Source organism: Vibrio sp. 10N.222.55.C6 (genome assembly GCF_041473395.1).
In the GTDB taxonomy this organism is placed as follows: Bacteria; Pseudomonadota; Gammaproteobacteria; order Enterobacterales; family Vibrionaceae; genus Vibrio; species Vibrio crassostreae_C.
Window position 1 is genome coordinate 1 of record NZ_JBFRSD010000139.1, and the last position, 1,741, is coordinate 1,741.

Consider the following 1,741-nt stretch of genomic DNA (forward strand, 5'->3'; position numbering starts at 1 on the left):
ATATTGGGGCGGTAAAACAAAGGGCAAACGTGGCAGAGGATCTGTAAACAAAGTTCCTTTCATTGCCGCTGTAGCTTTGAACGAGGATTACAACCCTGTTTACATGCGAATGACGGTCGTTAAAGGCTTTCGTAAAGATGAAGTTGAGAAATGGGCTAAGAAGCACTTAGTGCCGTCCACTCTCGCTATATCAGATGGACTTTCGTGCTTTGAAGCTCTGTCCAATGCGAACGTACACCATGATCGGGTTGTTAAAGATGGCGCACCTGATCTTGATGAAATTCAAGATAAATACTTTCATTGGGTTGATACGATGATAGGTAACATCAAGAACTCATTGAGAGGTACTTACCACGCTATCAGCAAAAAGCATCTACCTCGATATCTCGGTGAGTTTTGTTTTCGATTTAACTACCGATTTAGACTCGAAGAAGTGCTAGATGAGCTACTTGGCTCGTCAATGACAACGCCTCCTATGCCATATCGGTTATTAAAATTAGCAGAGTCCCATTAAGTGACTTATTTGAGCCACTGATATACCCATCCATCAGCGATTAAGGTCTGTTTGATTTTTGCTTTATCTTTGCGACTGGCGCGATTGTAGATTGATCGGATCTCTTGCTCAAAGCTATCTTCATTAAACCCACGTTTAATTGCTTTTTGATACCACTCATGCCCTTGAGTCACATCTCCTAAGATCATCTTACATGCGCCAATTAGAGTGCATGGGCGGTAGTCTTGTTTAGTAAGTTCATGAGCTTGAGTACCAAATTGGATCGCCTTATCAAGCATGTTTAGATCACGCTTTACCCCGCCACTTGTGGTTAAGAGTGCTGATTTCAGGCTCTTGTTGCCATTTGCGAATTTGAATGGGAAATTTTTATTAACCAGATCGACCGCAATTTGAGACTTCCCAGCCTTTCGGTAATCAGCAATAGCATTCACGAGATTCCAAGGTTTCTTCGTATCTTCCCATTTGCGCTTTGCTAGTTCAGCTCGATTCAGGTAGTACAGCCCACTTACATATTGATTTTCAAAACCTTTTTTGATTAACCATAAGTAATCGCTCTCAGAAATCGTTTGTCCGTTAGTCAATGATTCGAGGATTTTTGCTGCTTTGGATCTTCTTAGTATCTTAACTACATCTATCGATGGAAAATCAATATAGTCCCTCTCATATTGAGCTTTTCGTTCCTTAAACATCTTTTCTGATGCTTCACGCCTTGCTTGCAGCTTTTGCTCTTGAATCTGGCGTTGCTCATTTCGTTGTTCAGCGGGAGTTTTGCTTCCGATGGAGACATGCTTTGAGAGCAGGGATTTAATCATTTCACAATCACCTACGAACTCAGCGCCGTTAGTCACTATCCTCTTTTTAGCTGAAAGTTTTAAAGACATTAACTTCAAAGGTAATGAATAAGGTGATTCAGGTTGGGAATCAAGAAGCAACATCAAAGCCTCGGTGTACTCATCGCCCATCAGTTTGGATATGTCATTAATCTCACTTATTAGGCACTCTTGATCACTGGAAGCATCAATGCTCTTTTCTACCAATTCTAACCATCCGTAATGGAGCGGGAACTGGGAGCGAGAGAACAAATTTTTAACTTTGCTGATTGACATGTGAGTTGATTCCTTGAGTGAGTGATGAACAGCCTTTGTTCATGTAAGTCATTATAAGTAGGTAGCAAGAAAGTACAATAAAGTGACATTTCAATTTAGCTGAAAGATGTGCGTAATCAGG

2 protein-coding genes are annotated in these 1,741 nt (G+C 41.0%); one reads left to right on the forward strand and one right to left on the reverse strand.

Annotated features, from left to right (window positions below; genetic code table 11):
* On the forward strand, positions 1-514 hold a 514-nt coding region (locus AB4486_RS22930; protein WP_372118795.1), incomplete at its 5' end, for an IS1595 family transposase.
* Between the two features lie 5 nt (positions 515-519).
* Here the strand turns inward: AB4486_RS22930 and AB4486_RS22935 are convergent.
* Positions 520-1,620: a hypothetical protein gene (locus AB4486_RS22935; protein WP_136976010.1), complete on the reverse strand. Its 1,101-nt coding sequence runs from the start codon at positions 1,618-1,620 to the stop codon at positions 520-522.
* Positions 1,621-1,741 lie beyond the last annotated feature (121 nt).